We start from the raw sequence: 2,500 nt of genomic DNA on the forward strand, positions 1-2,500 counted from the left end.
TCCATACAGAACCACCGGATCACTAAGACCTACTTTCGTACCTGCTTGATCCGTCGATCTCGCAGTCAAGCACGCTTATGCCTTTGCACACAGTGCGCGATGTCCGACCGCGCTGAGCGTACCTTCGTGCTCCTCCGTTACTCTTTGGGAGGAGACCGCCCCAGTCAAACTACCCACCATACATGGTCCCCGATCCGGATTACGGACCTAGGTTAGAACGTCAAGCACTTCAGGGTGGTATTTCAAGGATGGCTCCACCAGAACTAGCGTCCTGGTTTCATAGCCTCCCACCTATCCTACACAGAAGAACTCAACGTTCAATGTAAAGCTATAGTAAAGGTTCACGGGGTCTTTCCGTCTTGCCGCGGGAACGCTGCATCTTCACAGCGATTTCAATTTCACTGAGTCTCGGGTGGAGACAGCGCCGCTGTCGTTACGCCATTCGTGCAGGTCGGAACTTACCCGACAAGGAATTTCGCTACCTTAGGACCGTTATAGTTACGGCCGCCGTTTACTGGGGCTTCGATCAAGAGCTTCGCCTTGCGGCTGACCCCATCAATTAACCTTCCAGCACCGGGCAGGCGTCACACCCTATACGTCCACTTTCGTGTTTGCAGAGTGCTGTGTTTTTGATAAACAGTCGCAGCGGCCAGGTTACTGCGACCCCTCGATGCTCAGTCACGCACGTGACCACACCAAGAGGCGCACCTTCTCCCGAAGTTACGGTGCCATTTTGCCTAGTTCCTTCACCCGAGTTCTCTCAAGCGCCTTGGGATTCTCACCCTGCCTACCTGTGTCGGTTTACGGTACGGTTTTTCTACAGCTGAAGCTTAGTGGCTTTTCCTGGAAGCGTGGTGTCAGTCACTTCGTCCCAAAGGACTCGTCTCGGTGCTCGGCATAAAGAATCCCGGATTTGCCTAAGAAACATGCCTACCGCCTTTCCCCAGGACAACCAACGCCTGGTAGACCTAACCTTCTCCGTCCCCACATCGCACTGTAGAAAAGTGCAGGAATATTAACCTGCTTCCCATCGACTACGCATTTCTGCCTCGCCTTAGGGGCCGACTCACCCTGCGCCGATGAACGTTGCGCGAGGAAACCTTGGGCTTTCGGCGGGGAGGCTTTTCACCCCCCTTATCGTTACTCATGTCAGCATTCGCACTTCCGATACCTCCAGCAGACTTTACAATCCACCTTCACAGGCCTACGGAACGCTCCTCTACCGCGTACGGATCAAAATCCGTACACCCCGAGCTTCGGTGCATAGCTTAGCCCCGTTAAATCTTCCGCGCAGACCGACTCGACCAGTGAGCTATTACGCTTTCTTTAAAGGGTGGCTGCTTCTAAGCCAACCTCCTGGCTGTCTATGCCTTTCCACATCGTTTTCCACTTAGCTATGACTTTGGGACCTTAGCTGCGGGTCTGGGTTGTTTCCCTTTTCACGACGGACGTTAGCACCCGCCGTGTGTCTCCCGTGTATCACGTGTTGGTATTCGGAGTTTGCCATGGGTTGGTAAGTCTCAATGACCCCCTAGCCATAACAGTGCTCTACCCCCAACAGTGTTCGCACGAGGCGCTACCTAAATAGCTTTCGAGGAGAACCAGCTATCTCCGAGTTTGTTTAGCCTTTCACTCCGATCCTCAACTCATCCCCATCTATTGCAACAGATGTGGGTTCGGTCCTCCAGTGCGTGTTACCGCACCTTCAACCTGGTCAAGGATAGATCACTCGGTTTCGGGTCTACTGCCAGAGACTATTCGCCCTATTCAGACTCGGTTTCCCTTCGCCTCCCCTATACGGTTAAGCTTGCCACTGACAGTAAGTCGCTGACCCATTATACAAAAGGTACGCAGTCACCCTTGCGGGCTTCCACTGCTTGTACGTATACGGTTTCAGGGTCTATTTCACTCCCCTCTCCGGGGTTCTTTTCGCCTTTCCCTCACGGTACTAGTTCGCTATCGGTCAGTCAGGAGTATTTAGCCTTGGAGGATGGTCCCCCCATGTTCAGACAAGGTTTCACGTGCCCCGCCTTACTCAATTTCATGCCATGCACCCTTTCGTCTACCGGGCTATCACCGTCTACGGCCAGCTTTTCCACGCTGTTCGACTAGAATGTACGACACTTTTGGGCTAGTCCGCGTTCGCTCGTCGCTACTGACGGAATCTCGGTTGATTTCTTTTCCTCCGGGTACTTAGATATTTCAGTTCCCCGGGTTCGCTTCGTACAGCTATGTATTCACTGCACGATACCGCCTAAGCGGTGGGTTTCCCCATTCGGACATTGCCGGATCAAAGCTTGTTGCCAGCTCCCCGACACTTTTCGCAGGCTGCCACGTCCTTCATCGCCTCTGACTGCCAAGGCATCCACCGTATACGCTTAGTCGCTTGACCATATAACCCCAAGTCGCCTCGGGGCCACATACATCCAGCCACTTCGTTTCGCCTTAACACTTATCTCGGTTCGGTTTGAACCAAGACGCTTGTCACTCGTTTACATGT

1 rRNA gene is annotated in these 2,500 nt (G+C 53.2%); it reads right to left on the reverse strand.

Annotation, left to right across the window (positions count from 1 at the left end):
* Positions 1-2,392 (reverse strand): 23S ribosomal RNA (locus BLT40_RS19795); the annotation flags it as partial.
* Between the last annotated feature and the right edge of the window lie 108 nt (positions 2,393-2,500).

It is taken from the genome of Dyella sp. 333MFSha, assembly GCF_900102405.1.
Taxonomy (GTDB): Bacteria; Pseudomonadota; Gammaproteobacteria; order Xanthomonadales; family Rhodanobacteraceae; genus Luteibacter; species Luteibacter mycovicinus.